The organism is Rhizobacter sp. P3_B12 (assembly GCF_056402895.1).
On the sequence record NZ_JBFUGN010001111.1, the window covers coordinates 1 to 1880 of the forward strand.

Below are 1880 nucleotides of genomic sequence, written 5' to 3' on the forward strand. Positions count from 1 at the left end.
CCATCATCCAGCGCCTGAAGTCGATGATTCCGGGCGTCGGCGGTCAGGACTGACCCGGCACGACGCCTTGAAGATCGAACCGCCGGACAGGCCGCGCTGCGGCCGCGTCCGGCACCCTTGATGCGTCCGCGATTCGGCGGACCGCTTTTCGGAAGCCCCGTCATGAGCCTGCACACCGAAGACGACATCGCGCAAATGAGCCGGGAGATGATCGGCGCGATCACGGCCCACGAACTCGACCGCGCCGAAGCGATCTGGTTCCAGCTGCGCGACCTGYCGAACGTCGTGCCGTCGGCRCTCGCCATCGGCGCCTTCATCCCGATCCTGCACGACCGGCCGATCGATGCGCTGCACTTCCTGAACACGCTGCCGGACGACTGCGCGCCGGACCTGAAGGCCTTGTGCACCTACCTGATCGGCGACCCGATCTGGCACCTGGAAGCCAGCGCGCTGGCCGACAGCCCCGATCCGCTGATGCGCTCGGCGATGCGGCAGTTGCTGGAGACGAGCAGCGCTGTCAGCTGAGGCTTGTGTCGCGGAGCGGCCGAAGGCGCAACGACGCGCCCCCTCAGGGCGCGGCCCCCTTGACGAAATCCGCGATGAAGTCGACCAGGCCGGCGGTCAATCCGAGCGCCGGATCGGTGTACGCCGCCAGGTCGCCCTTGGCGCCCGTCTTCATGACGTGGTTCATGCCGCCGAACACGCGCAGCCGCGCGCCGGGYCGGGCCATCGAGAGCTGCCTCGCGTCCTCCGGAGGAACCTGCACGTCGTTCTCTCCCGCGATGATGGCCACCGGGATGCGGAGCTTCGCGATCTCCTTCGATGGATCGACCTTCCCCGCCGAGGCCAGGTAGGGCTGAACGCCGGGCCGGTAGATCGACATCAGCGGTGCAGGCACATCGGGCACCGTCGCACCGTGCCGCAGGGCATCGATGATGCGGGTGTGGGCCGCCAGCAGCGCGGGCGCGGCGGCCAGCCTCGGCTGCAGCTGGGCGTCGAGCAGGGTCAGCAGGTCGCGGCTCAGCCCGGCGACCGAGACGTACGCATCGACCGGCGCGCGTTGCGCCGCCAGCAGGCCCAGCGTGGCGCCTTCGCTGTGCCCGATGACGGCGACATGCGCGAAGCGACCGGTGCGCCGCAGCCAGTCGATCCAGGCCACCGCGTCATCGGCGAAGTCGTCGAAGCGCAACTCGCCTTCGACCACCTGCGGGGATGCGCTGGCGGCGACGCCGCGTTTGTCGTACCGCAGCGTCGCGATGCCGGCACGCGCCAGGCCCTCGGCGAGCAGGCGCAGGTTGTCGACGCCGCCCCGCACCACGGGGTTGTTGCCGTTGCGATCGGTCGGGCCCGAGCCCGCGATGATCAAGGCCACCCATCGCCCGTCGAAATCCGCGGGTTCGAGCAGGCTGCCGCGCAGCGTGACGCCCGCGCGCTGCACGGCGGCAGGTGTGTCCTCGATCGCCGCGCCGGCGGCCCAGGCGCCCAGGCTCGCGCAGCAGAGCACGACGGCGGCGAGCCAGCGTGGGCGGAGTTGAATCGGCATGGTGTCCCTCCTGGCTTCAGCGTCCGCGGAACAACCGGTTGTATTCGAACGGACGGACGACCTTGGCAGACAAGGCCTTCGCACCGGGATGCAACGGGTTGATGAGGGCGATCGACTCTTCGGGAACGATCACCGAGGGCATCTCGAGGATCGCCGCCGTCATGCCGCGCAACCAGTCGGCGCCAGCCTGAGCGCTGGCACGCCCCGCCGGAATGGCCGCCCACGAAGGCGCGAGCCGCGACACGTCCAGCACGTTCCTGGCCGCCCAGACGCTGTCCGGAACATCGATGCGCACCAGGAATCGGTTCAAGGGCAGGCCTGAGTCATCGACATGCGC

3 protein-coding genes are annotated in these 1880 nt (G+C 69.8%); 1 reads left to right on the forward strand and 2 read right to left on the reverse strand.

The genetic code is table 11. The features are described 5' to 3' along the window. Window positions 1-162: 162 nt before the first annotated feature. Window positions 163-525: an HrpB1 family type III secretion system apparatus protein gene (locus AC1D01_RS32685; RefSeq protein WP_477873652.1), complete on the forward strand. Its 363-nt coding sequence runs from the start codon at window positions 163-165 to the stop codon at window positions 523-525. Between the two features lie 43 nt (window positions 526-568). On the opposite strand, the gene AC1D01_RS32690 is transcribed toward AC1D01_RS32685, so the two are convergent. Beyond that, window positions 569-1543: an alpha/beta hydrolase gene (locus tag AC1D01_RS32690; protein WP_477873653.1), complete on the reverse strand. Its 975-nt coding sequence runs from the start codon at window positions 1541-1543 to the stop codon at window positions 569-571. 16 nt (window positions 1544-1559) lie between these two features. Continuing rightward, window positions 1560-1880 (reverse strand): RES family NAD+ phosphorylase (locus AC1D01_RS32695; RefSeq protein WP_477873654.1); only part of this gene is annotated, 321 nt, incomplete at its 5' end.